The sequence below is a fragment of the Paenibacillus sp. ALJ109b genome, from assembly GCF_010747435.1.
Lineage (GTDB): Bacteria > Bacillota > Bacilli > Paenibacillales > Paenibacillaceae > Paenibacillus > Paenibacillus taichungensis.
On sequence record NZ_JAAIFP010000009.1, the window covers coordinates 25,188 to 51,253 of the forward strand.

Consider the following 26,066-nt stretch of genomic DNA (forward strand, 5'->3'; position numbering starts at 1 on the left):
ATGCAGTTGTCTGTACGAGAGTTAGCCAAACGCTACAAAACGGGTGACGGGGTCAGCGGCATCAACATCGATATCGAAAAAGGCGAGCTGGTCACCCTTCTTGGTCCCTCCGGGTGCGGGAAAACTACCGTATTACGGAGCATCGGGGGATTTCTCGAACCGGACTCCGGTGACATCCTGATTGAGGGCAAGAGTGTCATTCAACTGCCACCGGAGAAACGGCCGACCTCGATGGTGTTCCAGAGCTATAACTTGTGGTCGCATATGTCGGTATACGACAATCTGGCCTTCGGCCTGAAGATCCGCAAAATGCCGAAGGAAGAGATCCGCACAGCGGTCGAGGATGCGCTCAAGTTGGTCCGACTGTCGGGTTTCGAGAAGAAATATCCGGCCGAGCTTTCGGGTGGACAGCAGCAGCGGGTTGCGCTGGCTCGATCTCTGCTGCTGAATCCGGCGGTACTGCTATTGGACGAGCCATTCTCGGCGCTGGACGCCAAGTTGCGGCACGAAATGCGTGAGGAGCTGCGTGAGATCCAAATGAAGACCGGGCTGACAATGGTCTTTGTCACGCATGATCAGGAAGAAGCACTGTCGTTGTCCGACCGCATTATCGTCATGAATCACGGGCGCATCGAGCAAATTGCTCATCCGCAGCAGATTTACGATGAGCCAGCTTCATTATATGTCGCCGGTTTTATAGGCAAAATGAATTTCCTTAAGGGGGTGGCGGAAGGGGAGAGCATCCGGATTGGACATCTTCGCCTGCCGAACGAGAAGGGGTTAAGCGGACAGGTGACGGCTGCGGTCCGACCAGAAGACGTACAGGTGAGCAGTACTACGATGGGTGAAGGTACTTTGGCGGGCAAGGTCAAGCAAGTAATGATTCTTGGACATTACGCCGAAGTTACCGTGGAACTGGTGGAATTCGGCATTATACGTGCTTTTCTGAACAAGGAATTCGTTGAACAACTGCAGGTAGGAAAAGACGTCGGCGTCTCGATCTCGAAAATGACCGGATTCCCGGTCGATGAATCGAACTGAGGAGGGTGAATGATATGCGTATGAAAAAGCCATTTTTATCATTGTTGACTGTTGTGGGATTATCAGTGTCATTGCTAGCCGGGTGTGGAAACGGAAGCGAAATTAAAAGCACCACCGCCACCACCGGGGGGAACGCTGCTGCATCGAGCGATCAGGTGAAATTTAACTTCTACTTTACGGGCTCTCAGAACGTCAAGGATCTGTGGGATTCGCTGGAGCCAATGTTTGAGAAACAGCATCCGGATATCGACGTGAATCTGGTCTATATCCCGTCCGGTACTGGCGCTGAGCCGACCTACGACCGGATCGTGGCCGCCAAGAAAGCCGGTAAGGGCTCCGGAGACATCGACTTGTATGAGGACGGAATCACCTCCGTCGCGCAGGGGACAAAGGATGGTATCTGGGAGCAACTGAATGAGAAGGACATTCCTAACCTGAGCAAAGTCAACACAGACACGATGAAGGATGTGGACAACTTCGCTGTTCCGTATCGCTCGTCCGCCGTGGTTCTGGCCTATGACAGTAGCAAAATCTCCAATCCGCCAACTACGCTGGACGAGCTGTTGCAGTGGATCAAAGCCAATCCTGAGCAGTTCGCCTACAATGATCCGTCAACGGGTGGTTCCGGCAGCTCGTTCGTGCAGACGCTTGTCTACAAGGACCTGCCAGAAGAGGACATCCACAACTCTGATCCGGCGATCATGGAGAAGTGGGATGGCGGTTTCGACACGCTCAAAGAAATCGGACCTTATGTCTACGGGCAGGGCATCTATCCGAAGAAAAACCAGGGCACGCTGGATCTGTTGATGAATGGCGAAGTGTCTTTAATTCCGGCCTGGTCCGACATGGTGTTGCAGCAGCTGAACGAAGGTTTGTTGCCGGATACAATTAAGATGCAGCAGATCACGCCGGGCTTCAACGGCGGACCAACGTACCTGATGGTCAACCAGGAGTCGGACAAGAAGGAAGCGATCAATGAATTCCTGAACTTTGTACTGTCCCCTGAAGCGCAGGAAGTGATCGTTGACAAAATGAATGGTTTCCCGGGCATTGAGCTCTCCAACATGTCACAGGAAATGCAGAATAAATTCGACGGTGTGGCCGAAGGCTTCCGCACGTTCAACATCGGGGATCTGGGCACGGAAATTAACAAACGCTGGCAGAGCGACGTTGCCGCGAAATGAGTAAGGAAGCCAGACAGTCGATCACAGGCCTGGCGATGGTGCTCCCCTCCTTCGCCATCCTGTTGATCGTCGTCATTATCCCGATTGTTCAATCCTTTATCATGAGCCTGAGCAACGGTTCGGGCGGATACGATCTAAGCCGCTATACGTATCTGTTCACTGATAAGGGGATGCGCAGCAATATCGTATTTACCCTTCGGGTGACTGCCATTACGTGCGTTGCCGTGATCTTGGTCAGCTACACCCTGGCGATCTATATGCGCTTCAACCAGGGGCCGATCGTCAATCTGATTCGTAAAACGTACATGATCCCACTGTTCATCCCTGGAGTCATTGCAACTTACGGTCTGATCAACTTGCTTGGCAACCATGGCTGGCTCGCCCGTATGCTTGAGGTGGTCGGGATTACGCTGCCACGCATCATCTTTGACGAGAAAGGAATCATCATCGCCAATCTGTGGTTCAACATTCCATTTACGACGATGCTGCTCAGTTCCGCGCTGTCGGGTATTCCTTCATCGATCATAGAGAGTGCAAAGGACGTGGGTGTAGGCAGGCTGACGCTGTTTACCCGGTTTATTTTCCCTCTGTCGTATAAGACATTTCTTGTTGCCCTGACCTTTGTCTTCATGGGGGTCATCGGCTCGTTCACTGCGCCCTATCTGATCGGAGCCAACTCTCCGCAGATGCTTGGTGTCTCCATGCAGCAGGTATTCAGCGTTTTTCAGGAGCGTGAACAAGCCGCAGCGATTGCTTTCTTCTCATTCCTGCTCTGCTCGGTGCTGGGTGCTTTCTACATCCGGTCGATGGCGGAAGAGGAAAAGGCGAAGATTTAGACGAGTTCCAAAAAGCTGAAGTGCTCCTTTATAGGGAGCGCTTTTCTTTTTTTTGATGGAAAAAAGGATCAGCACTTTCTCTATTTGGCAAAGGTGAAAATTAACAACCCGTTTACATCACAATGATACATAACGAATACTTTAGCTTTAACATTTAAGATGACAAACAAAGGAACGAGGACTCACACATGAAGAATTATCCGATCATAGCCTCCATCACGACAGATGAACAAATTTCACAAGCGATAGCAAGCGATGTGCAGCGAGTTATTCTGATGACAGGCAACATTACCAATCTGGGTTCAATCATAGAGAGTCTGCATCAAAGTGGCAAACAAGCTTATGTGCATACCGAGATGGTATCCGGGATTGGACGAGATGCCTCAGCAATTCAATATCTTGCAGATGTGTTCAACATCGACGGGATCGTAACGACAAAGAGCAACGCAGTTTCTGCGGCCAAGCAAGCGGGCATATTAAGCATTCAGCGCATATTCGCCATTGATACAGCAGCAATAACGACTGCGGTTCGTATGATTATGAGCTATAAGCCTGATGAGGTTGAACTGATGCCGGGGTTAATGCCTCGAGTCATTCAAGAACTGAAAGAACGCATCTCGCAGCCTTTGATTGTGGGTGGCCTTATCCGGTATGAGGAAGAAATACAACAAGCATTAAAGAGCGGGGCAGATTTTGTTTCAGTAGGCCATGAGAAGTTCTGGAATTAATTAATTTCATACATTTATCCTTGGGTGGAGACGACGAGAAAACCCGGTGGTAAGTAAATCAATACAACCTTGATGTTGAAGGAGGGTGATTTGCTGCTGGGTTTTTTGTGTTGTCCAAAAATATATAACAGGAGGTAACAGAGCATGATCATTCAAGCAGTTGCTCATCGCGGCTATCCAAGTAAGTATCCTGAAAATACGATGTCTTCCTTTTTAAAGGCGGTAGAGCTTGGGTTCACACATCTCGAACTGGATGTTCATCTCAGCAAGGATGGAATTCCAGTGGTGATTCATGACCATACGCTTGACCGCATGACAAATGGAACAGGCAGAGTGGCTGATTATACTGCTTCGGAGCTGCAATCTTTAGAAATCAGGCAAGATGAACATATTCCAACCCTTGAAGAGGTACTGCGTGCTTTGAAGGGTAAGATTCAACTTAACATTGAGCTCAAGCAGATGGGAAGCTATTACCCTCATCTGGAGGAAAGGGTACTTGAAGTTATCGAGGAATTGAGCATGCTGGATCAGGTGGTAATTACGTCATTTGATTTCGATGCCCTGGAGAAGATCAGTGAACGATCTGGCGATGTACGCATTGGTCTCATTACTTTCGGCTGTTCGAAAGCTATTCTGGACTGGTCATTAGAAATGGGTGCGACGTTCTTGTCCATACACCATGCTTTTGTGACCGAGCATTACATTCATCAATGCAAAGAATTAGGAATCCAATTGATGGCGTGGACAATCAACGAGACTTCCGTCATGAAAAAATTTCAGGAGTATCCGTCCGTATGGGTCTGCACTGACGAACTGGAATGCTTCATAGATGTATTGGAGTTGTCCAGCTCATTGTGAGCGGGCAGAAGTAATGTCATGGAAGATGTATATGCTTACGATGCTTATTGCTTTGATTTGGACGGGACCATCTATATTGGCCAGATGAGACTCCCTGGCGTGAATAACTTTATAAACAACTTGCGTTCACGAGGCAAGCGCCTGCTGTTCCTTACCAATACTCCCGTTCATACCAAGGAAGATTGCTACCAACGGCTGCTGAGTTTGGGCATTTCGTGCCAGCCTGATGAAATTCTGACTGCAGGTTACCTTTCGGGAATGTATTTTGCAGAGCATGCGCCGGACGCCAAAGTACTGGTGGTAGGCGAGGAAGCTTTGCGGAGGGAACTTCGGGCACTCGGGATAGCCATTACCGAGGATCCATATCAATCAACACATGTATTAGTCGGAATGGATCGGAAATTTAACTACGATAAGCTCCATCTGGCGGCAAAAGCAGTGCGCCGCGGAGCGGCTCTTCTCGCAACTAATCCGGACAACAGTTGTCCCGTTCAAGGGGATATCATTCCGGATACCGGAGCCATTCTAAGCTCGATTGAAGCGGCCAGTCAGCAGAAAGCATCGGTCGTGATTGGCAAGCCTTCCCGCTATTATGCAGAGAAGGCGCTTCAGTTATTGGATGTGGATCGCAGCAGATGCCTCATGATAGGTGACCGGCTGGAAACAGATATTTTATTTGGACAGCAAAATGGAATGAAGACTGCGCTCGTGCTTACGGGGATCTCTTCAAGAGAGGATATCGGAAAGACAGATATCGTTCCAGATTATATATGGCCTTCATTCAACGAATTCATCATGGAGCAGCAGGCCTATCCCAAGCCTTCAAATGTGTTGCAGGTGGAGAAGGCTTGAACCGCAAGGTATCCAAAATAAGATGGAGGTGGCGTTTATGCGTCTGGCATTACTTGGTGATCTTCACTATTCAAGCATGAGTCACGGGACGGAAGAAATGAGGGCTGCAAGAGTCCGGGCATACGAGCATATGCTCAAGGTTTTTCTGAAAGAGGATGCGGACTACCATATCTCAATTGGTGATTTAACGCATGAAGGAACGGCTCAGGAACTTCAATCCATGTTCTCCATGCTTGCAAAAAGTGAACGGAAATTCATTCATGTGCTGGGTAATCATGATACGTATTCACTGCCAAAGCATGAAATTTCCACGCTAACAGGACAGGAACGCTACCGGGCTATTGATACACCTCACGTCAGGCTGATTTTTCTGGATACTACCCAGGAAATGAATCGAGAGGATTGGGGAGGAGAGCTGGACGAAGAGCAGCTGACATGGATTAAAGGCCAACTTGCCGATTCACATGAAAAGCAAGTGCTCGTCTTCGGGCATCATCCGGTATTCGATACAACTGCGCGCTCGACACTAGATAAGCTTTACATCCGTCCGCAGGATGAACTGAGGGGTGTATTTAATAGTCTGCCAGGTGGAGGCATCTATTTTTGCGGGCATAACCACATGAACTCCATCGTTAAGCAAGAAGAATGGCATTATGTACAGACCGCAGCTTGTCTCGATGTACCGGCATACCGCGTTATTGAAGTTCATGAGGGCGAAGTAGTCATAACTCACCAACGAATGCTGGATGCTGATCTCATGAATGATATTCAGAGCTTTTGCCATGATACGCCGGGTTTTGGACCTGTCGCTAATGCAGTGGGTGAAGAAAGCGACCTTATCTTATCCGTTCGAATAACATCGGCCGCACAATAATGTGAAGAAAAAGGAGGGAATGTCGTGGCTCAAATTGTATTAAAGCAGATCGAAAAAAGCTTCAAGCAGGATAAAGTCATCGAAGGTCTCGATCTGACCATTGAGGATGGTTCCTTTACGGTATTGGTCGGCCCGTCTGGCTGTGGAAAATCGACGACACTCCGGATGATTGCTGGACTTGAGAAAGAAACAGGAGGTGAAATTTGGATTGGGGACCATCGTGTCAATGGAGTAGAGCCAGGCAAGCGTAATGTGGCGATGGTATTTCAAAACTATGCATTGTATCCAATGATGACAGTCAAGGAGAATATTGAATTCGGATTAGTAAATCGCAAGGTTCCTCGGCCCGAACGTGAGCGTCTTATAAAGGAGATTACTGAGGTCGTCGGCCTGGCAGAGTATTTGCATAAGAAGCCGCAGGCTCTGTCCGGAGGTCAACGTCAGCGGGTTGCCTTGGCTCGGGCCATGGTTAAAAGTCCCGCAGTCTTTCTGATGGACGAGCCATTGTCGAATCTGGATGCCAAGCTACGCCATCAGATGCGCACGGAACTGATTCAGCTTCACAAACGGCTGGGCGCAACCTTTGTTTTTGTAACTCATGATCAGGTTGAGGCCATGTCGATGGGAGATCGCATCGTCATCATGAATAAAGGGCGTATTCAACAAGCAGACAGTCCAATGAAAATCTACAATGATCCGGATAATGTTTTCACAGCACAGTTTATCGGTACACCGCCGATGAATGTGATTGATCGTGAACGTATCCTGCCTTTTTTGAATGGGCAGCTTCATGATGATATTGGCCATATTGGCTTTCGACCAGAGAAAGCGACGATGACGCTTGAGAACAGACCACAGACCGGGCATATTCAGTTCTCGGCTCATATCATGACACGCGAGACACTGGGAGCAGAGATCATCTATCAACTGGATTCCGCGCTTGGGCTTATCGCCGTGAAGAGCTTCTTGGAACCGTTGGAGTCAGCCTTTGAGGTAAACATCAACGTGTCTATGCAGGACCTGTACTATTTTGATCGGAAGGGTGAACGTGCTCGACAGCACGAGCTGGCCGAAGCGGGAGAGCTGATTGTCCTGGGAGGAGGATATTCATGACCGTCTGGTCCAAGCTCCGTCCCTATGTGTTGGTGGCACCCTCCATCACAATATTCTCCATTTTTTTTCTTTATCCGATCTTCTATATGATCTTCTTAAGCTTTTACAACTGGGATTTTATTAATCCGGTCAAGGAGTTCGTGGGATTCAACAACTTTGTTGAACTATTTAAGGATAGTGCATTTCTTCAGGTGTTAAGCAATTCCTTGAACTATACGCTTCTTTCCGTTTCCTTATCCATTGTGATCTCGCTTTTGCTTGCGATCTGGCTGAATCGGGAAGGGGCATGGTACGGATTTGTTCAGGGGGCGCTTTTCAGTCCGCATATTGTTTCACTTGTATCGGTATCCCTGGTGTGGATGTGGCTGATGGATCCCAAATTCGGTTTGCTTAACGGTTTGCTTGATATGGTTGGTTTGCCTAAGCTGGCATGGCTGAGTAGTCCAGACAGTTCATTACTGTCGCTTGTGCTTGTATCGGTCTGGAAAGGCGTAGGCTACAACGCCCTCATCTTCATCGCGGGCCTCCAAAGCATTCCCAGGGATGTTTATGAAGCTTCAGCCCTGGACGAGGCCAATTGGTGGCGCAAATTCTACAAAATTACGCTTCCCATGCTTTCGCCGACACTATTTTTCTTAATAATCATCAATCTGATCAGTTCGTTCCAGGTGTTTGAGACCATTGCCATTATGACCAACGGGGGTCCGATCAATTCAACCAATACGCTCGTCTTTTACATCTACGAGTATGGATTCCGCTACTTCAAGATCGGTTATGCATCGGCAGCAGGAGTTATACTGCTCGTTGTCGTTGGTCTGCTTACGCTAGTCTACTTCAAATTGCTGAGCCGCAAGGTTCACTACCAATAGAGAGGAGAGGGGGAATTTTATGGCAAGGAAGTCATTGCTGCGTACGCTCAATATTACTGCCACAATAGCATTGGTTGCGATTTTTGCTATCCCTTTTCTATGGATGATTTCAACATCTTTGAAGTCTTACCCGGAGACGGTGATTTTTCCACCCAAGTGGATTCCCTCCAAGGTGATGTGGAGCAATTTCCAAGCGGCGTGGGAATCGGGGCCTTTTTTGAAATATCTAATGAACAGCGTTGTTGTATCGGTCAGCATACTCGTTCTTCAATTCACGACGATAATATTGGCAGCCTATGCTTTTGCAAGATACTCCTTCAAAGGAGACAAGCTGTTATTCGGAATAACGATGGTGACCTTGATGATTCCTGGTCAGCTCATCTTCCTACCTGTGTATTTGTTGATGAGCAAGTGGGGACTCATTAACAATTTGCTGGCACTCATTTTGCCCTTCTCTTCCAGCGCCTTTGGCATATTTATGCTCAGGCAGTCCTTCAAGCAAGTACAGGAAGAGCTTATTGAAGCGGCGCGACTTGACCAGGCGCCAGAATGGAAAATCATTCTTAAGATTATGGTGCCAATGGCGCGTCCTACGTTAGTAACATTTGCATTGTTCAGCTTCATTGCACACTGGAATGATTATTTCTGGCCGCTCGTGATGACAACCTCCGATGCAGCAAGAACGCTTCCGATCGGGATCTCTAAGCTGCGCGAGGTTGACGGAGGAGCTGCCTGGCATATTTTGATGGCTGGAAACATGATTTTGGTCGTTCCGATTCTTATTGTTTTCTTATTTGGACAACGTCAAATTATTAAAGCATTTGTCTATTCGGGTGTTAAATAATCAGATTAACAGGAGGGTTTATTCATGAAAAAATTTGGATCTGTTTTGTTAGCGGCAACGCTTGCGCTTACGATGACTGCTTGTGGAGCTTCCAACTCTGATGGTTCAACCGGATCTGCTTCCGGGAGCAATACCAATGATACGGCCAACAAACCAATAGAGATTACATATTGGTACTCTTGGGGAGACAAGATCGCCGAGAACAATGAGAACTTGGTAAAGATGTTTAATGAATCCCAAGATGAAGTGATCGTGAAGGCGGAATATCAAGGGACGTATGCAGATCAGCATTCTAAGGCACAAGCTGCTTTTGCAGCGGGCAATGCCCCCGAAGTATGGCAAAATGAAATTGCTTCAGTGGGTGTGTTTGCGGAATCAGGCATGACGCAGGAGTTGACTTCTTTTGTTGAGAAGGATCAGCTGGATATGGAAGATTTCATTCAAGGGCTAATGGGGAATTCCTATGTGAATGATAAACTGTATGCTCTTCCTTATTTACGCAGTACCCCGATCCTGTACTTTAATCGTACGATGCTGAAGGAGGCTGGCCTTGATCCTGCTGGACCTAAGAATTGGGCAGAATTTGAAGATTATGCACGCAAGCTAACGATTAAGGATCAGCGCTACGGTATCTCGATGCCTGTTGATATTTGGCTTTATGAAGCTTTTGTGAGACAGAGTGGAGGGACGATGATCAGCGAGGACGGAAAAAGTGCGGCATTCGATAATGAAACCGGTATTGAACCTGTGAAGCTGTGGCTCAAGATGAAGGATGAAGGCATTATGAGCATCGGCACGACCGATGATGCAGGTACGCAAGCCAAAACGGATTTCCACAATCAACGTTCAGCGATGCTGTTCTCCTCAACTGCGGATCTGACCAATAATATGAAGGTTGCAGAAGAGCAGGGCTTTGAACTCGGAACGACTTTTATGCCTGCAAATGATACGTATGGAGTGCCGACAGGCGGTGCCAACTTGGTTATGACTTCTGGCCTGTCGCCAGAAAAGCAGGAAGCGGCGTGGAAGTTTATCAAGTGGATGACCTCCAAAGAACAAACGATTTATGCAAGCTCCTTCACGGGCTATCTGCCTAGCCGAATCAGTGCAGTGGAGAGCGATGAAATGAAGAAGCTTTATGAGGAAAAGCCGCTGTTCAAGGTGGCGGTAGACCAACTGGAATATGCGGGTCCACGTCCAATGCAGAAGGTTTATCCAGAGATTGGTGAGATGATCAAGAATGAGATTCTTCGTGCGGTTGTTGATTCTTCCGTTTCGGCAGAGGCCGCTGTAGCTGAAGCGGCGAAGAAGGCCAATGCCTTGCTGAATAAGTAGAGTTATAATTTAAAGAGACCAAGGAGCTAAGCGGCATATGTCCTGCTTAGCTCTTTGCTTTTGTTGGTGGTAGGCTCCGTGAGATATGTAGTTATATTTCCATTTGGATCATTTAAATTGATGAATTGACCTATAGCGAATACCGCACGTATGTCTCATTCGCACAGGCAAGTAGTCCACTTCTCGCGTAAACTGAAGTAGATTCAGTAGAGCGAGGTGAAAATCCATGGCTAAAACCAACGAAATACGCCTAAAGGCAAAGCGGTATAAGGCCCGGCCCGTCTGCGTGACTCTTCATAGTGGTGAAACGTACATCGGTTACATTTCTGACGTGAATAACGGTGGCGTGGTGCTTACCGGGGGAGGAAAAATATCGCGCACGGCGACCACAGGGGACAGTTCCCAGCGTTCCAATAGAAAGGTCGCTTCACGCAGCAAAAACGGTCGTCCTCAGAACCGGAAACGGGTAAATGGTACACGCAAGCCATCTACCGGCTCGCGCACAGCGTCACGTGCGCAGGTTTCGTCCTTTCTGCCCATGATGGGCTCGCTGTTTGGCGGGCTTGGTGGTGCGGCTTCGGCTGGAGGCATACTTGGCGGCGGCATGCGGCTATTTGGCATGATCCAGCAATTCATGCCGGTCATGAAAATGGGCTACGGCATGATCAAATCCATCCATCCGTTTATGGGTGCCGTCAAAGGTCTGATGGCTCCACCTAGTCAGGCCGAAGAAGAAGAGGTATAATCTGATATTCAGCCCCTTTGACTTAAGGGGCTTTTCTTTTTTAGTGTCAAGCTGTTATTAATAAATCGAGTCTTTTAAAAAATTCGTAAAATTCACTGGAGATCTGCCAATCAGGTTTTCCAAAGCGGTGTGGGTTTGCGAAAATATGCCCAGTCGACTTGCCTGAAACATACCTGTAAGCATGCTGATCATCGCTTCTGGTAGGCCACGGGACGTCAAGTGATTCCGATATTCATCATCGGACACGACAATTCGCCGAATCGGTCGATCCAAGACTTTGGAAGCAATCGATGCGATTTTATCCATGTCGATCGCTTCGGAAGCCGTAAGGTGAGGAGTTATACCGTCATATCTCTGTTCTGTCAGGATAACCGCTGTGGCTTCAGCCAAGTCGGAATGGGTGGTCCAGGCAACAGGACCGTCTTCCGGAGCAATCAATTCCCCTGTGTTCAAGGCATCACCCATCCACATCATCGCCGATGCAGCATAGAAACCATTTCGGAGCGAAGTGAAAGGTACTCCTGAAGCTTTTAGCATCTCTTCTGTAGCCGCATGAACGTCCATGGGAGGAAAGTGCGATGTTGAAGATGAAAACATTTGGCTCGTGTACAGAAGTCGACTAACACCGGCTTTCTTTGCCGAGTCAATTGCGGTTTGATGTTGACGAATAGCAACTTCTCCCAAGGAATGGGACGAGATAATGAGAACTTGAGATGCTCCTTCAAAGGCATGAAGAAGACTCGCGGAATTATCGAAATGTCCTTGCCGAACACGAACCCCGCGTTCTTTTAGATCCTGTGCGGTGTTCACATCACGGACACTCACACCAACGTCCGCGGCAGGAACACGCTTGAGAAGTTCCTCTACGACCTTGCGACCTAATTTTCCATTCGCTCCTGTAACAACAATCATTTCTACACTCATCCTTTCGTTTGCAAATCCAATAAAGAGTTTCTTGTTATACGATTTTTTTTGTGCCATCATAATCGTATACATGCGTGTTGAAAAAGTCGCATAAGCAAAGGATATAAGGATTGAGTTGTGCGAACAACATGCAAAAGGCTGTTTTTGTTGTGTTCCCAACATTTTTGTCCTTTTGTCTGTTAGTGGATTACAAGAGAAAGAGGGAATGAAATGTCGGTTAATCCGCAGGATCCGCGTGTTAAAAGAACCCGTCAATTGTTCGTACAGGCTTTTAACGATTTGATTGGGAAAAAGAGAAACGTATATTCCATTTCTGTGCATGATATCACAAATCAAGCAACCGTAAATCGGACAACATTTTATGCGCACTTTCAGGATAAATATGACTTTCTAGAATATTGGATGACGGAAAAGTTTCAAATGACGATAAGGGATAGACTCCCGGAAGAAGCAAGATGCAATGCGGAAAATCTGCGAATCCTTATGCAGAGCATATATGATTTTCTTTTGCAGTTTCAACAATGTAGTACACCAGGAGACAAGCAGTTTGAAGCCATGTTTGAAAATGCTATGCATCAGGATCTTCATCAACTCCTGCTTAAACGGATCAATGAAGTGCACACACAGGGCTTTTCGCAAGAAAATTTAGAAGCCCTGGCACTCGTTGTCAGTTGGGGCATATTCGGATCGGCATTGCAGTGGAGCCGGAACCCCCAAGATCGCTCATTCGAAACGATGTTTGAACAAGTCATTGAGGTTTTATCCATCAATTTGGCCCCTCTTTGGGAGCAAACAACCCGCTAAAGAGAAGTTTTTTTCTCGACGCTTTACCCCCGGCGATGTAGTCACCTCATGTTTCACAAAGCATACGTATAGGAACAACATGAGAAACGTCTTTCTTAACTAAAAAGTAGAGGGGGATACAGAGCATTTCATTAACCTGCCGACGTTTTAAAAAAAGTTGCGAAGTTTTGACCATTTGGATATGATTATTTAATTGGTTGTTTCAGCTTATACATTTAATTGATGATAAAAGATAGTGAGGTCAGAAAACAATGATTGCAAAAACAGAAGAAGACTTTAATGGTTTGAAGGAAATTGGCAGAATTGTTGCCTTTATTAGAGATGAATTGGTACAAAGAACAGTTCCTGGCATAACGACGAAGGAACTTGATGATATAGCTGGAGAGCTTTTTGAGAAAGAAGGCGCAGTCTCAGCTCCAAAAAGTGCATATAATTTCCCTGGCTATACTTGCATTAGTGTTAATGAAGAAGTGGCACATGGTATTCCGGGGCAACGGGTTATTCAAGAAGGAGATCTAGTCAATATAGATGTCTCTGGCTCGAAGAACGGCTATTTCGCTGATACAGGAATCTCGTTTGTAGTAGGCGAAGGAGAAGAAGTGTTAACGAAAATATGCGACGTTGCTAAACTAGCATTTGAAGCAGGTCTTAAGAAAGCAAAACCTGGTTCCAAAAAAAGCGGCATCGGGAAAGCGGTATTCTTAACAGCAAAACAGCATGGATTAACCGTTATTAAAAACCTTACAGGACATGGTGTTGGACGTAACATACACGAAGCACCTGACCATATTTATAATTATAACGATACATCGGATGATGAGTTATTAAAAGAAGGCATGGTTATTGCATTCGAACCATTTATCTCAACTTTAGAAGAACAAGTGTATCAAAAAGAAGACGAATGGACCTTTGCTACAGAAAAAAGCTATGTAGCTCAAGTGGAACATACGATTATCCTTACTAAAAATGGTCCGATCATTGTCACACAATAATATCAAGAGCGTTGTCTAAGGTCGATTTCCCAACAGGGAAATCGGCTTTTTTTGATGCCTCTTAACAAAACGGTTCGAGGAAGGAGGGAATGAGCTATATGGAATGATGTACAATAATAATATTGAGGAACAAAAACTACAAATTGTTAAATTGTGTTGAGGAGCGGATGAGTTTGAACAGAACAGTCATACTGGAGCGTCTTCAATCACAGCTGTACGAGGGGAATCACATCATCGGTGTCTCAACAGGCACGGGGATAACAGCGAAGTATGCAGCTCAGAGTGGAGCGGATTTTATATTAATGCTGAACTCTGGAAAATTTCGCCAGATGGGGAGGAGCTCTCTAGCCGGCTTTTTGCCGTTTTGCAACAGTAATGATATGGTGATGGATTTTGCATCCAGAGAAATTGTGCCGTTGGTGAGGCATTCTCCTGTACTTTTTGGACTGAATGCGAATGATCCAACCATAGAAATGGCTGATTATATTGAGGAAATCAAGAGGAGAGGTTTTTCGGGAGTCAACAACTATCCTACGGTCGGCTTGATCGACGGATTGTTCAGAGAGGCTCTGGAGGAAGACGGGATTAGTTATGACATCGAGGTTGAGGCCATACGCCTGGCCCATCGACAGGATTTGTTTACGGTGGCGTTTGTATTTGATGAGCTTCAGGCGGCCCAGATGATTGAAGCGGGAGCAGATGTAATCTGTGCTCACCTCGGTCTGACCGAAGGCGGGTTATTGGGTGCACGGAAGGTTGTATCCTTGGAGGCCGCCAAATCAAAGGCACTGCGTATTTTTGATACCTGCAATCAGCTTAAGCCGGATTTGATCAAGATGATTTATGGCGGTCCGGTAAAGACGCCGGTCGATGTCCAGTACATGTATAGCGACAATACAGACATTATGGGGTATATTGGCGGGTCTGCTTTTGAACGAATTCCTTCCGAGAAGTCGATTACGGCAATTACTCGCGATTTTAAACGCCTGGGTAAACTGGATGAGGACGATTTTATGGTCAAAATGCTGAAAGGCATCACCCAGCATTATGATTACGTTGAGTTTGTCAAAGAGTATGTGGCGCAAAACTATAGTAGTGAAATTGTTTTTTCGGATCTAGCCAAGGTTGCTCATGTTTCCCGCAGCTATTTGAGCAGTTTGTTTAAAAAGGAGGTTGGCTGCAGCTTTCAGACCTATCTGGTGAGCTTCCGCATCAATAAAGCCGTCACGCTTCTTCATGCGCCGCAGCTTCAATTATCCGAAGTGGCTAGGATGGTTGGGTATCCCAATTACGCACAATTCAGCAAAATGTTTAAAAAGCTTAAGGGCTGCTCTCCCAAAAAGTACAGATCTAACCTAAACACAAAAACATAGAACATAAAAGCGTTTTCATAAATAAACAGGACCAGTATGATGAAGTTATAGCGATCGTACTGGTTTTTCTGTTAGCGAAAAAAATCAGCATGCTACCTGCGATCGAGCTTGGTTTCTAAAGAGTCATACGAGGAGGCCGTGGAATGAAGACCGTCGCAATCATTGGAACATTTGATACAAAGGGTGATGAATACCTTTACATCAAGAGCATTGCAGAGGAGCTTGGGTTGGGGACATTGATGATTCATACAGGTGTATTCGAATCTTCCTTTGTTCCGGATGTGTCCAATCAGGAAGTCGCCCACGCCGCAGGCATGGTCATAGAAGAACTTGCGGCAAAGAAGGATCGGGCTTTGGCTACAGAGGTTTTGTCCATAGGATTGAAGAAGCTGGTGCCGCTGTTGTACAAACAAGGTAAATTTGACGGAATTATTTCCTTTGGTGGCACTGGTGGGACCTCACTGGTCACACCTGCCATGAGAGCTCTGCCGATTGGTGTCCCTAAGGTGATGGTATCAACCGTTGCTTCTGGAAACACAGCTCCATACGTAGGCACGAGTGATATTGTCATGATTCCGTCTGTGGTGGATGTAGCAGGATTGAACTCAATTTCTACGAAAATATTTACAAATGCATTATTTGCGATAGCGGGCATGCTCAAGTTTGAGCATACACACAAACCGGATAAGAAACCGCTGGTTGCAGCTACGATGTTCGGAGTGACAACACCATGTGTGACAGCGGCAAGAAAATATTTGGAGGAGCGGGGCTACGAGGTTCTTGTGTTCCACGCGACGGGCATCGGAGGGCAGTCGATGGAGGCGTTGATTGAAGCAGGCTTTATTGAAGGGGTATTGGACTTGACGACGACGGAGTGGGCGGATGAAATCATCGGCGGTGTCTTAAATGCGGGGCCAAATCGCTTAGAGGCTGCAGGCCACAATCGCATTCCGCAGGTAGTCTCGGTGGGCGCTTTAGATATGTGCAATTTTGGGCCGAGCGATACTGTGCCCGAGAAATTCAAGGATCATAAGTTTTATCAGCATAATCCGACGGTAACCCTGATGAGAACCACAGTGGAAGAGAATGAGCAGATCGGCAGGAAGCTTGCGGAGAAGCTGAACATGGCAAAGGAACGCACCGTGCTAATGCTACCGCTTAGAGGCGTATCCGCAATTGATGTGGAGGGGGAGCCTTTCTACGGACCGGAGGAGGACCGGATGTTGTTTGATACCCTGCACCAGCATGTCGATCGCACAATTGTTGAAGTGATTGAAATGGATTGCGCCATCAACGATCCAGCCTTTGCAGAGGCCGCAGCACAAAAGCTGATCGCTCTCATGACATCAAATTCCTAATCAATCCAATAAGGAGGATAACGAAATGAATAAGCTGAACAGATCAGAAATTATGGACAAATTTAGGGAAGAGGTAAAGCAGGGTGAAATTCTACTAGGTGTCGGGGCAGGCACAGGGATTACGGCCAAGAGCAGTGAAGCGGGCGGAGCAGATATGTTAATCGTATACAATTCCGGTCGGTACAGAATGGCGGGCCGCGGCTCGCTGGCCGGCTTGCTCTCCTATGGAGATGCCAATCAAATCGTCGTTGAGATGGGAGCCGAGGTGCTGCCCGTCGTCAAACATACGCCTGTTCTGGCAGGGGTGTGCGGCACCGATCCTTTCCGAATAATGGAGGTATACCTGAAGCAGTTGAAGGAGCAGGGCTTCAGCGGAGTTCAAAACTTCCCAACCGTTGGTTTGATTGATGGGGTGTTCAGACAAAACCTGGAGGAAACCGGTATGGGGTACGACCTGGAGGTTGAAATGATCCGTATCGCCCATGAATTGGATTTGCTGACTACGCCGTATGTTTTTGATCCTGCTCAGGCAAAAGCCATGGCGGAGGCGGGGGCTGACATTTTGGTTGCGCACATGGGGTTGACGACCAAAGGCTCCATTGGTGCAAAAACAGCACTGACCCTGGACGACTGTGTACAACGAATTGAGGCTATTATTGAAGCAGGGCGGGCTGTGAACCCGGAGATCATGATTATTTGCCACGGTGGACCCATTGCAGAGCCGGAGGATGCGGCCTATGTCATTGAGAGAACGAAGGGCATCGATGGATTCTTCGGCGCATCCAGCATCGAGCGCTTCGCGGCAGAGAAAGGCATTACACAGCAGACGGAGTCCTTCAAGTCGATTCGGAAATAACATCAACCTAACGACAGTCAATTATTTGGCTGTCGTTTTTTTATCCATAGGAAAGAGGAAACTCCCAACTCCTCATATGAGCGCTTACATTTTACTGTTGCGATCAGCCATAATGTTCAGTAAATTGGGAGGTATACACCGATGGGAGGACTGAGCAATAATCATGTTGACCAGATGGCTGAGACGAATAACGCCAGGCACGTTTAAACACCGAATACTATTTTCGTTTCTGTTATTCCTCCTGACGCCTATAGCCATATTGGTTCTCTACAACTTCCGAGAAACGGAAGTTATGCTCCAGCGGGATGCTTCGGACATTAACGTCAAGCAACTCGAAGGCATCAAAGCCGATCTTATTGATTTGATGAGTCTTGTGATGAAGACTGGGATGCTGCTGGATCAGGATTCTGTCCTCCGCGAAGTGATGCAGAAGCCGGAATTATATGATGCCATCCATCGAAAGCGAATTGTGGAAAATAAATTTGCTAGTATTGAAAACAGTTTTTTCCTTACGGGAGCTACCGTATTCTACACATTAATCGATTTAAAAGGAAACGCTTACACTTCGTATACGCCAGAAAATTCTCTGAATTATGCCCACATCAGTTCCGAGCCCTGGGTACAGGAGCTGAAGAGGACTGAGGGACAACGGTATGTATGGAAATCCAATGATTTGACGACCGGCGTTCGGGAGAGAAAAGGAAATCGGATGCTGAGCCTTTACGAAGTGCTGCGTGACGACGGACTAAAACCATTCGCATATGGACGTTTTAGTATCGATTATGAAGCATGGTTTCAGGAAAAAACGGAGGAAAATACATTCGGCAGCGATAGGGAAGGAGCCTATTTTCTAATGGATGGATATGGGAATATTATGCTTCAATCCAAGTCGGGGGAGAACGTACCCTCTACTGTGTCATCTGCCATTACAGCAGCAAGTCAGAGTCAGGGACAGGATACCTCCTCCCAATCCATTGTGAACAATCATATGATGTATACCTATAGCAAGATTCAAGAGCTTGACGGTTATCTTGTGAAAAAGATACCTCTGTCCTTGCTATTTGAAGAAGTGAACAAACAGAAGCTGAGGTTCTATACCGTATATGGAGCTATCCTACTGCTGTTTGTGCTGCTGACTTACTTCATTTCTTCAACCGTTACCGGTCCTTTAAAACACCTTCAACGAAAGATGGAGACAACCGTAAAATTGAATTTGAAGACAAAGCTGCCGGAACAAGGCAGAGGTGAATTGCTGGCGCTAACCCGAAGCTTCAATTTCATGATCGCAGACATCAATAATCTGTTGGAACAGTTAAAGCTTGAGGAGCGGCAAAAGCAGTTTGTCCGATTTCAGGTGTTGCTTGGTCAGATGAATCCTCATTTTTTGCTGAATACGCTGAATACAATTAAGAGCATTGCACTGGATAAGGATGATGATGAGATTTACGAGATTTGTGTATCGCTAGGAAAAATATTAGAAACTACGCTGAACTTGGAGGTTGATCTTATTCTTCTGAAGGAGGAGATTGTGCTAATTGAATCCTACATGGATATCCAACGGAAACGGTTTGGACATGGCATCGAGCTCCACTATGAAGTTTCCAGGGATCTGGAGTATGCACTGATTCCGAAGTTTTGTCTGCAGCCGCTGGTAGAAAATTCGTTGATTCACGGGTTTGGACAAACACAGCTTGAGGGGCGGATCGACATTCGTGCATCAATCCACCATTCGCTGCTTATTTTGGAGGTTGCGGACAATGGCATTGGAATCAAAAAATCCCAGGCGAATCAGTCCTACCGGAAACGAAAAAGCATTGGCGTGCAAAACCTTCGCGAGAGCTTGGAGCTTATGTTTAAGAACCAGCCAACAGGACTTCGGATAGAGTCGACGGACGAAGGGACGAAGGTCATCATGCATTTCCCATTATTGTTATCCAAACCATATTTGAAGGAGGGGAGCACCATTGTGGCGCACATTGATCGTTGAAGATGAACAGTACGCAAGAGCAAGCTTGCGCAAATTGTTTACAAAGGCGAATATCCCGTTTGAAATTGTCGGTGAGGCGGTAAATGGCGAGGAAGGTTTGCAGTTGATCCGGGAATTACAGCCCGATGTTGTCATTTCCGACATTTTCATGCCGCTAATGGATGGCATCCGTTTACTTCAGCTTACGAGAAAGGAAGGACATGAATGCCGATTCGTTATGTTGACGGCAGTAAGTGAATTCGAGTATGCAAGGCAAGCATTGGAATACGGAGCTTCTGGTTATTTGATGAAACTTTCTCTGGATTTGAAGGAACTGAAGCAAACCATGGACAAAGTAGCCGGAGAGCTGACAAGAATGGATAAACTTCGCTTGGCAGATAAATGGTTCCCGGATAAGACTGCCCAAGAACCAACAGATCATCCAGAGCTGAACCGAATGATTACCTACATTGAAGAGCATTTCGCCGAGGATGTGACATTAAAGAGATTGGCTGAATATGTTCGCATGGATGCCAGTTATGTCAGTGACTTATTTAAGAAAAAGATGGGGATCACGATGACGCATTTTATTCAGAACCGCCGCGTTCAAGCAGCGAAAATGCTGCTGACAGAGACGGAGAAAACGGTGAGTGAAATTGGCAGGTTGGTAGGCTTCGAGAACGACAATTATTTCATTAAAATATTCAAGCGGTGGTGCGGGTTGACCCCGAACGAATACCGGAAAGAACAAAAAATCGTTCTATGAATATCCAAACACCGTTCATACCCCCAATGTCAGGCTGGTGATAAAGTTAAAGACGTAGCAAGCAGCTTATCAACTCGATAAGGGGGACTGTAAATGAAATATAGAAATTGGTTAAAGGTAGCTTTGATTACGACTTTGACAGCTTCGATGCTCAGCGCATGTGGAGGGGCTAACAACGAGGGATCGAGTGCAGGATCGACGAATCAAAATGCTGGTGAGACCATTAATCTCACGCTTTGGGGAGCTGTTCCTGCCGAGGCTGGACCTCAAGAAGTGATTGACAGCTGGAACAAAGAAAATCCTGACATTCAGGTCGAGTACTTCCGTTATGTAAATGATGACCCCGGCAACCTGAAGCTGGATACGGCGCTCATGACGGGTCAGGACGCAGACTTGTTCGTCAACTACACGATTAACCGTTTACAGAAACGTGTTGATGCAGGAGTCGCTTTGGATCTGAGCAGCAGAACAGATTACAACATCGACGAGCAAATGGGGGTAGACGCCGCTCAATGGAAAATCGGGGATAAGTATTATGGCATTCCGACAAAGAAAAATATGTTATTCATTTGGCTTAACAAAAGCATGCTGGATGAAGCCAGTCTTCCGATTCCTCCCGTTGATTGGACATGGGATGACTTGAGGGAATATTCGAAAGCGCTAACAAAATCAAATGTGTACGGCCTTATGCAACATGATGCTGCCTTTACCGCCGCAATTGACGGTACCATTGCGGGCCTTGATGTAACCACGCCGGAAGGAACATCTAACTTCAATAATGAACTTTGGAAAAAGCAGCTTCAAATCGTGCATGACATGATGTTTGTGGACAAATCGACACCCGAATATGGAGAACAAGTAACAAGCAAGATGCCGGTAGACACAATGTTCCTCAAAGGGGAAGCAGCTATGTTAGCCGCAGGAGAATTTATTTTCCGCAACGCCAATAACCTGAAGGAATTTCCGCATGACTTCAAAATCGCATTCGCTACAATTCCGAAAGTATCTGCCGATCAGAAGGATTATAAATATGCTGGCGGTTTAGGTGATATGCTCTCCGTTAATGCGAAATCCAAGCATCAGGATGCGGCATGGAAATTCGCAAAGTGGTATGCGGACGGCGGAATGTTGCCGATGGCAAGCGGAGGACGCCTTCCATCCTCGAAGAGCGTTGATAACAAGCAGGCAATGGACCTGCTGCTCAAGGGTGTTGAAGACAAATACGATACAGAGTCGATGAATAGCGTTGTGTTTGGAGAGTTCCCATCATTCCAGCTAAATGTACCGCAGCAGGCGCTGGATGCCCGCAAGGAAGAATACGAGAAATACTTCCTGAATGAGCAGGATATCGATACAACGCTTAAGAATATGGCCAAACGCCATCAGGAATATATCAAATAATCAAATAATCGAATATTGACAATATCCTTAAGAGAGAAGAAGGATTCTTCGCTTCCGTCTTCTCTCTTTGCTGTATTTAAAAAGTTCCATACGAGAAGAAAGGCGGCGTTTTCTGTGAAAAGGAACAGCTGGATTCGGAAACAAGGCTGGGTGGGCTACGTATTTATTTTGCCTAATATGCTCGGTATCCTCGCATTTTTTATTCTGCCTGCCTTGTACTCCTTCTTTATGATGTTCACGGACTATCAATTCGCCAATCCGAATTGGACGTTCACCGGATTAGATAATATCAAACGCCTTTTTGGTGATGATCAGTTCTATGCTTCAATCAAATATACGATCATATTCCTGATGTCCGTTCCGGTCTCATTGGCAATTGCATTTCTCGTTGCTCTTGTGCTTAACCGGAGCGTGTATTTGAAAGGATTGCTTAGAGGCATGTTCTTCCTGCCATATATCTCTAGCGGTGTTGCTGTTGCTTTTGTATGGATGCTGCTGTTCCAGCCGTCCCAGGGGCCGATTAATGAAGTGCTTCGCTTTATCGGCATTGTATCGCCTCCAGGCTGGTTCGCTGATTCGAATTCGGCGATGTATGCCATTGACGTCGTGCAAATATGGTTTATGTTAGGCTACAACATGATTATCTATCTGGCAGCCCTGCAGGAGATTTCGACTGAGCAACTTGAAGCGGCACGTATTGACGGTGCAGGGAAAGCAACTATTACATGGAGGATTGTATGGCCGCTTGTTAGTCCAACGACATTTATGCTATTGATTACGGGGCTGATTATGACGGTCAAATCCTTCTCTCTCATCCAAGCGATTACGGGCGGCGGCCCAAGCGGAAGCACCACGATTCTGTCGTTGTTCGTCTACAAAACGGCATTTAGCTATTATGAGATGGGCTATGCATCAACCATTTCCTGGTTCCTGTTTGCGGTTATTCTTGTCATTACCATCATCCAATGGGTCGGCCAAAAACGCTGGGTCCATTACTAGAGAGGAGCTGGCCCTATGTTTAGAATAACGAAGACACGCTCGGTTAAGCTTTCTGTAACGATCCTTATGTTAATTGCAGGGTTGTTTATGATTGTTCCTTTTTTATGGATGCTCAGTACTTCCTTCCAGACCCCGAGTGAAGTATTCCGCCAATGGCTTCCTTCGAAGCTGGACTGGACCAGCCATAAGCGAATCTGGACGGGAAACTATAATTTTCTCCCTTATTATTTGAACTCAATTAAGATTGCCGTGATTGGTACAGCTGGTGCCGTTTTTTTGTCGGCCTTTGCTGCTTATGGCTTCGCCCGTACGGAATTTAAAGGACGTAATACCCTCTTCATCGTGTATCTATCCATGATGATGATACCTCCTCAAGTCGTTTTTGTTCCGAAGTTTATCCTGTTTAACTGGCTTCATATTTATAACACGCATTGGGCATTAATTCTGCCAGCCATGTTCTCGATATTTGGCGTATTTATGCTCCGTCAATTCTTCCTCAGTATTCCGAACGAGATTACAGAATCTGCATTACTCGATGGAGCGGGTCATTTTCGAATTTTCTTCAAGCTGGTGTTACCGTTAGCCAAACCAGCGCTTGCAACGTTTGCGATTATCGATTTTTCCTGGCAGTGGAATGATTATGAGAATGCTCTAGTTTTCCTGCAGAGTCCAAAGCTTTATACAATTCCGCTTGGTCTACAAAATTTCGTTCTGGAAAACAACGTTGACTATAACGGCATGATGGCAGCTTCTTCCGCAGCGATTATCCCCATGATTCTAATCTTTTTGGTTGGTCAGAAATATATTATTCAGGGTGTATCCAGTTCAGCTGTAAAAGGCTAATTCAAAGGAGGCTTATATAATGAGACGCGAAACACTATTATTCGATGTTACGGTCGTTGGCGGAGGACTTTCCGGGATTTGTGCCGCTATTGCAGCAGCAAGATTAGGTCAAAAGGTTGCACTCGTGCATAATCGTCCTGTACTTGGCGGCAATTCCAGCTCCGAGGTACGTGTATGGGTATGCGGTGCAACGGGGCATGGCGTGAATCGTTATGCACGGGAGACCGGCATTATGGGTGAATTGTTCATTCAGAATCAACAACGGAATCCGGAAGGTAACCCCTATTTGTGGGACGTTACTTTGCTGGAGGCGGTAAGAGCCGAACCCAATCTGACTCTATTTATGAATACGGATGTTAGAGAAGTAGAAGCAGACGGTGAGAAGGATGCAAGGATAATTCGTAGCGTGAAAGGCTGGATGATGGGCTCCGAGCGTGAGATTACGTTTGAAAGTGAGATCTTCCTTGACTGTACAGGGGACGGACTCGTTGGATTTCTCGCTGGAGCAGCATACCGGATTGGCCGTGAAGCCCGTCATGAGTTTGGGGAAGAATGGGCACCGGAAGTTGCTGATGATATTACGCTTGGCAGCACACTGCTGTTCTATACGAAAGATACCGGAAAACCGGTACGGTTTGTAGCCCCATCGTTTGCTAAAGACATTACTACAACCCCAATTCCGCTAAAGCGTGTGATCCGCAGTGGAGATTCCGGCTGTCATTACTGGTGGATTGAATGGGGCGGCGAGCTGGATACAGTACTTGAGAATGAGCAGATTCGGGATGAGTTATGGTCTGTTATTTATGGCATCTGGGATTATATTAAGAACTCCGGCAAGTTTCAGGCCGAGGAGATGACGCTGGAATGGGTAGGCTCGATTCCAGGCAAACGCGAATACCGCCGCTTCCTTGGTGATACGATTCTGACGCAAAATGATGTTATCTCTCAGCGTCCATTCCAAGACCGGGTCGCCTTTGGCGGTTGGTCCATCGACCTGCATCCCCCACAAGGGATGTATGCAGCTGAGAGCGGCTCCAAGCATCTGCATGCAGATGGCATTTATCATATACCGTTTGGGTGCCTGTACTCCCGAAATGTCAGCAATCTGCTGTTTGCGGGACGTAATATCAGTGCATCGCATGTAGCATTCGGAACAACCCGCGTCATGGCAACTTGTGCAGTAATGGGAGAAGCGGCAGGTGTAGGGGCTGCCTTGTCGGTAATCAAAGGCATCACGCCTCGTGAGCTGCGTGAGCGGCATTTGACCGAATTGCAACAAACGATGTTGCGGACCGATGCCTCAATTATAGGACTGAGAAATATGGATTCTGCTGACCTCGCGAGAAAGGGGACCATTACGGCATCAAGCACGATGAGTCGAATTTTGATCAACGAACCTTCCGAGGAGTACCGGCTGGTCGCTGACGTTGGATGGCTGTTCCCGACTGAGGGGGGAATTGAAGGATTTACTCTGTTGGTTTCTGCCCGTGAAGCGACAAGTCTGACTATAGAACTGTGGGATACAGGTCGCCATGAGAATTATGTACCGGCAAACTTCAAGCAAGCTGTAGACATCCAAGTCGATGCAGGTGAAAAACAATGGTTGGATGTGCCTGCAGACAGTGCAATGTTTGGAGGCGATCCTTGTAATGTATTTGTCATTGTTCGGGCGAATGAAGCAGTTAGTCTCTACACATCAGCTGTCCCGATCAGCGGTGTCCTTGCCTTTGAGCGAGGAGTCAAGCCAATAGTCAGCTCCGATCTGGAGGATCATCAGCCGAATCAGCCCATTATTGAATGGTCGATGAAGCGCCTTGTCCGCAAGCCATTCTGTTTTGCAGTTGAGACTGGCGCGTATTCACCTGATAAAGTCATCAACGGCTATGTCCGCCCGTTTGGCGGTCCACAGCTGTGGATATCGGAACCCATCGCTAATGGCCGTGAAGAGTGGATTGAAGTCAACCTTCCAGAACCAGTGGATATTCGGGAAATTCACCTTACCTTTAATGACGATGTTAATGAGGATTTGATCAATTTGCATCATCACGAGACACCGTTTCTGATCATTCCAGAGTTGGTTAAGAGCTATGAGGTGCAGGCATATATTAACGGGGAATGGGAACGTTTTGCTGGTGATAGCCATAACCTTACTCGCAAAAAGATTCATCGCCTTGAGAATCGGATACATTCAAAACGGATTAGGGTCATTATCAAGGAAACGCACGGTGGTGATCGGGCAGAAGTGTACGAAATTCGACTATATGATTCTCATAGATGACGGCCCTGCGGGGATCAACTAGGAATTAGCTCATCTTATGGGATACCCTGCACATAAAATATTAACCTCCTACCTAAAGCAAAACTATAATTTGCTCTTGTAGGGGGTTTTATTATTGTTTTTTAAGCGAACTTTGGTTTCCAACATGAAGCGAATAAGCGAATCCAGTGGTTAAGCCCAAACTCTTTTTTAAGATAAATGATTTGACTTACAGTTAACTCTATGTC

24 protein-coding genes are annotated in these 26,066 nt (G+C 46.7%); 23 read left to right on the forward strand and 1 reads right to left on the reverse strand.

Features of this window, described 5'->3' with window-relative positions; translation table 11 throughout:
• The 12 genes from G3352_RS12275 to G3352_RS12330 all read left to right on the forward strand — a co-directional run bounded on the left by G3352_RS12275 (position 1) and on the right by G3352_RS12330 (position 11,279).
• Complete coding sequence (locus G3352_RS12275; protein WP_163756876.1) at positions 1–1,041, forward strand: ABC transporter ATP-binding protein; 1,041 nt, start codon at positions 1–3, stop codon at positions 1,039–1,041.
• Between the two features lie 14 nt (positions 1,042–1,055).
• Positions 1,056–2,225, forward strand: coding sequence for an extracellular solute-binding protein (locus G3352_RS12280; RefSeq protein WP_163756878.1), 1,170 nt, complete (start codon positions 1,056–1,058; stop codon positions 2,223–2,225).
• Positions 2,222–3,061, forward strand: coding sequence for an ABC transporter permease (locus tag G3352_RS12285; protein WP_076289307.1), 840 nt, complete (start codon positions 2,222–2,224; stop codon positions 3,059–3,061). The genes G3352_RS12280 and G3352_RS12285 overlap by 4 nt, the downstream gene beginning before the upstream one ends.
• A gap of 188 nt (positions 3,062–3,249) precedes the next feature.
• Complete coding sequence (locus G3352_RS12290) at positions 3,250–3,789, forward strand: glycerol-3-phosphate responsive antiterminator (protein ID WP_163756880.1); 540 nt, start codon at positions 3,250–3,252, stop codon at positions 3,787–3,789.
• Between the two features lie 144 nt (positions 3,790–3,933).
• The gene (locus G3352_RS12295; RefSeq protein ID WP_163756882.1) at positions 3,934–4,647 is read left to right on the forward strand and encodes a glycerophosphodiester phosphodiesterase; all 714 of its coding nucleotides are present in this window, start codon (positions 3,934–3,936) and stop codon (positions 4,645–4,647) included.
• A gap of 18 nt (positions 4,648–4,665) precedes the next feature.
• The gene (locus tag G3352_RS12300) at positions 4,666–5,499 is read left to right on the forward strand and encodes an HAD-IIA family hydrolase (protein WP_163756884.1); all 834 of its coding nucleotides are present in this window, start codon (positions 4,666–4,668) and stop codon (positions 5,497–5,499) included.
• Positions 5,500–5,536: 37 nt separating this feature from the next.
• A complete protein-coding gene (locus G3352_RS12305) occupies positions 5,537–6,373 on the forward strand; it encodes a metallophosphoesterase family protein (RefSeq protein WP_163756886.1) in 837 nt (278 codons plus the stop codon).
• Positions 6,374–6,397: 24 nt separating this feature from the next.
• On the forward strand, positions 6,398–7,486 hold the full coding sequence (locus tag G3352_RS12310; RefSeq protein WP_163756888.1) for an ATP-binding cassette domain-containing protein: 1,089 nt from the start codon (positions 6,398–6,400) through the stop codon (positions 7,484–7,486).
• Positions 7,483–8,355: a carbohydrate ABC transporter permease gene (locus tag G3352_RS12315; RefSeq protein WP_076289313.1), complete on the forward strand. Its 873-nt coding sequence runs from the start codon at positions 7,483–7,485 to the stop codon at positions 8,353–8,355. The genes G3352_RS12310 and G3352_RS12315 overlap by 4 nt, the downstream gene beginning before the upstream one ends.
• A gap of 19 nt (positions 8,356–8,374) precedes the next feature.
• A complete protein-coding gene (locus G3352_RS12320) occupies positions 8,375–9,199 on the forward strand; it encodes a carbohydrate ABC transporter permease (protein WP_064637538.1) in 825 nt (274 codons plus the stop codon).
• A 24-nt stretch (positions 9,200–9,223) separates the two neighbouring features.
• Positions 9,224–10,534: an ABC transporter substrate-binding protein gene (locus G3352_RS12325; protein WP_163756890.1), complete on the forward strand. Its 1,311-nt coding sequence runs from the start codon at positions 9,224–9,226 to the stop codon at positions 10,532–10,534.
• Positions 10,535–10,760: 226 nt separating this feature from the next.
• Positions 10,761–11,279 (forward strand): hypothetical protein, encoded by a 519-nt coding sequence (locus tag G3352_RS12330; protein WP_163756892.1) that lies wholly within the window; start codon positions 10,761–10,763, stop codon positions 11,277–11,279.
• A 57-nt stretch (positions 11,280–11,336) separates the two neighbouring features.
• On the opposite strand, the gene G3352_RS12335 is transcribed toward G3352_RS12330, so the two are convergent.
• The gene (locus G3352_RS12335; protein WP_163756894.1) at positions 11,337–12,191 is read right to left on the reverse strand and encodes an SDR family oxidoreductase; all 855 of its coding nucleotides are present in this window, start codon (positions 12,189–12,191) and stop codon (positions 11,337–11,339) included.
• Between the two features lie 327 nt (positions 12,192–12,518).
• On the opposite strand from G3352_RS12335, the gene G3352_RS12340 reads away from it, so the two are divergent.
• From G3352_RS12340 to G3352_RS12390, 11 genes are all read left to right on the forward strand, one after another.
• The gene (locus G3352_RS12340) at positions 12,519–13,007 is read left to right on the forward strand and encodes a TetR/AcrR family transcriptional regulator (protein ID WP_345940754.1); all 489 of its coding nucleotides are present in this window, start codon (positions 12,519–12,521) and stop codon (positions 13,005–13,007) included.
• Between the two features lie 251 nt (positions 13,008–13,258).
• The gene (gene map / locus G3352_RS12345; protein WP_099855997.1) at positions 13,259–13,999 is read left to right on the forward strand and encodes a type I methionyl aminopeptidase; all 741 of its coding nucleotides are present in this window, start codon (positions 13,259–13,261) and stop codon (positions 13,997–13,999) included.
• Between the two features lie 167 nt (positions 14,000–14,166).
• A complete protein-coding gene (locus G3352_RS12350) occupies positions 14,167–15,372 on the forward strand; it encodes a phosphoenolpyruvate hydrolase family protein (protein WP_163756898.1) in 1,206 nt (401 codons plus the stop codon).
• 143 nt (positions 15,373–15,515) lie between these two features.
• Positions 15,516–16,730, forward strand: a complete 1,215-nt coding sequence (locus G3352_RS12355) for a Tm-1-like ATP-binding domain-containing protein (protein ID WP_163756899.1) — start codon at positions 15,516–15,518, stop codon at positions 16,728–16,730.
• A 25-nt stretch (positions 16,731–16,755) separates the two neighbouring features.
• Positions 16,756–17,586: a phosphoenolpyruvate hydrolase family protein gene (locus G3352_RS12360; RefSeq protein ID WP_163756900.1), complete on the forward strand. Its 831-nt coding sequence runs from the start codon at positions 16,756–16,758 to the stop codon at positions 17,584–17,586.
• A 163-nt stretch (positions 17,587–17,749) separates the two neighbouring features.
• Entirely contained in the window at positions 17,750–19,573 is a 1,824-nt protein-coding gene (locus G3352_RS12365; protein WP_163756901.1) for a cache domain-containing sensor histidine kinase, read from the forward strand.
• On the forward strand, positions 19,551–20,318 hold the full coding sequence (locus G3352_RS12370) for a response regulator transcription factor (RefSeq protein WP_163756902.1): 768 nt from the start codon (positions 19,551–19,553) through the stop codon (positions 20,316–20,318). Before G3352_RS12365 ends, G3352_RS12370 begins: the two co-directional genes overlap by 23 nt.
• A gap of 93 nt (positions 20,319–20,411) precedes the next feature.
• The gene (locus G3352_RS12375; RefSeq protein WP_163756903.1) at positions 20,412–21,719 is read left to right on the forward strand and encodes an ABC transporter substrate-binding protein; all 1,308 of its coding nucleotides are present in this window, start codon (positions 20,412–20,414) and stop codon (positions 21,717–21,719) included.
• A 114-nt stretch (positions 21,720–21,833) separates the two neighbouring features.
• Entirely contained in the window at positions 21,834–22,718 is an 885-nt protein-coding gene (locus tag G3352_RS12380; protein WP_163756905.1) for an ABC transporter permease subunit, read from the forward strand.
• Positions 22,719–22,733: 15 nt separating this feature from the next.
• Positions 22,734–23,561, forward strand: coding sequence for a carbohydrate ABC transporter permease (locus G3352_RS12385; protein ID WP_163756907.1), 828 nt, complete (start codon positions 22,734–22,736; stop codon positions 23,559–23,561).
• 19 nt (positions 23,562–23,580) lie between these two features.
• The gene (locus G3352_RS12390; protein ID WP_163756909.1) at positions 23,581–25,839 is read left to right on the forward strand and encodes an FAD-dependent oxidoreductase; all 2,259 of its coding nucleotides are present in this window, start codon (positions 23,581–23,583) and stop codon (positions 25,837–25,839) included.
• Positions 25,840–26,066 lie beyond the last annotated feature (227 nt).

What these genes read in the sequence shown, in the direction of transcription:
- G3352_RS12275 (WP_163756876.1), top strand. Translation starts at nt 1, where the DNA reads ATGCAGTTGTCTGTACGAGAGTTAGCCAAACGCTACAAAACGGGTGAC.
- G3352_RS12280 (WP_163756878.1), top strand. Translation starts at nt 1,056, where the DNA reads ATGCGTATGAAAAAGCCATTTTTATCATTGTTGACTGTTGTGGGATTA.
- G3352_RS12285 (WP_076289307.1), top strand. Translation starts at nt 2,222, where the DNA reads ATGAGTAAGGAAGCCAGACAGTCGATCACAGGCCTGGCGATGGTGCTC.
- G3352_RS12290 (WP_163756880.1), top strand. Translation starts at nt 3,250, where the DNA reads ATGAAGAATTATCCGATCATAGCCTCCATCACGACAGATGAACAAATT.
- G3352_RS12295 (WP_163756882.1), top strand. Translation starts at nt 3,934, where the DNA reads ATGATCATTCAAGCAGTTGCTCATCGCGGCTATCCAAGTAAGTATCCT.
- G3352_RS12300 (WP_163756884.1), top strand. Translation starts at nt 4,666, where the DNA reads ATGGAAGATGTATATGCTTACGATGCTTATTGCTTTGATTTGGACGGG.
- G3352_RS12305 (WP_163756886.1), top strand. Translation starts at nt 5,537, where the DNA reads ATGCGTCTGGCATTACTTGGTGATCTTCACTATTCAAGCATGAGTCAC.
- G3352_RS12315 (WP_076289313.1), top strand. Translation starts at nt 7,483, where the DNA reads ATGACCGTCTGGTCCAAGCTCCGTCCCTATGTGTTGGTGGCACCCTCC.
- G3352_RS12320 (WP_064637538.1), top strand. Translation starts at nt 8,375, where the DNA reads ATGGCAAGGAAGTCATTGCTGCGTACGCTCAATATTACTGCCACAATA.
- G3352_RS12325 (WP_163756890.1), top strand. Translation starts at nt 9,224, where the DNA reads ATGAAAAAATTTGGATCTGTTTTGTTAGCGGCAACGCTTGCGCTTACG.
- G3352_RS12330 (WP_163756892.1), top strand. Translation starts at nt 10,761, where the DNA reads ATGGCTAAAACCAACGAAATACGCCTAAAGGCAAAGCGGTATAAGGCC.
- G3352_RS12335 (WP_163756894.1), bottom strand. Translation starts at nt 12,191, where the DNA reads ATGATTGTTGTTACAGGAGCGAATGGAAAATTAGGTCGCAAGGTCGTA.
- map (WP_099855997.1), top strand. Translation starts at nt 13,259, where the DNA reads ATGATTGCAAAAACAGAAGAAGACTTTAATGGTTTGAAGGAAATTGGC.
- G3352_RS12350 (WP_163756898.1), top strand. Translation starts at nt 14,167, where the DNA reads ATGAGTTTGAACAGAACAGTCATACTGGAGCGTCTTCAATCACAGCTG.
- G3352_RS12355 (WP_163756899.1), top strand. Translation starts at nt 15,516, where the DNA reads ATGAAGACCGTCGCAATCATTGGAACATTTGATACAAAGGGTGATGAA.
- G3352_RS12360 (WP_163756900.1), top strand. Translation starts at nt 16,756, where the DNA reads ATGAATAAGCTGAACAGATCAGAAATTATGGACAAATTTAGGGAAGAG.
- G3352_RS12365 (WP_163756901.1), top strand. Translation starts at nt 17,750, where the DNA reads ATGTTGACCAGATGGCTGAGACGAATAACGCCAGGCACGTTTAAACAC.
- G3352_RS12375 (WP_163756903.1), top strand. Translation starts at nt 20,412, where the DNA reads ATGAAATATAGAAATTGGTTAAAGGTAGCTTTGATTACGACTTTGACA.
- G3352_RS12385 (WP_163756907.1), top strand. Translation starts at nt 22,734, where the DNA reads ATGTTTAGAATAACGAAGACACGCTCGGTTAAGCTTTCTGTAACGATC.
- G3352_RS12390 (WP_163756909.1), top strand. Translation starts at nt 23,581, where the DNA reads ATGAGACGCGAAACACTATTATTCGATGTTACGGTCGTTGGCGGAGGA.